This window comes from Candidatus Dedyshia acidiphila (assembly GCF_051025295.1).
Taxonomy (GTDB): Bacteria; Acidobacteriota; Terriglobia; order Terriglobales; family Acidobacteriaceae; genus KBS-83.
This window is the reverse complement of record NZ_JBMGJV010000115.1, coordinates 1-254: the sequence shown is the minus strand read 5'-3', so window position 1 is coordinate 254 and position 254 is coordinate 1. Positions and strand designations below refer to the sequence as shown.

Genomic DNA, 254 nt, shown 5'->3' with positions numbered 1-254 from the left:
GGGCTGCGCATCGTGAACATCTACTCGCCAAACGGCAATCCCATCGGCAGCGAGAAGTTCGTCTACAAGCTGGCCTGGATGGATCGTCTGCTGGTCCAGATGGCGCGCTGGCTCTCGAGCGGCACGCCGACCATCATTGGCGGCGATTTCAATGTCATCCCGGAAGATATCGACTGCCACAAAGCCGAGTCGTGGAGCCGCGATGCGCTCTTCCAGCCCGAGCCGCGCGCCCGTTATCGCACCATGATCGAGCG

At 61.8% G+C, this 254-nt stretch carries 1 protein-coding gene; it reads left to right on the top strand.

Going from position 1 to position 254, the window contains the following annotated elements:
* Positions 1–254: endonuclease/exonuclease/phosphatase family protein (locus tag AC5IJH_RS18410; protein WP_491904277.1), on the top strand; the 254-nt coding region annotated here is incomplete at both ends.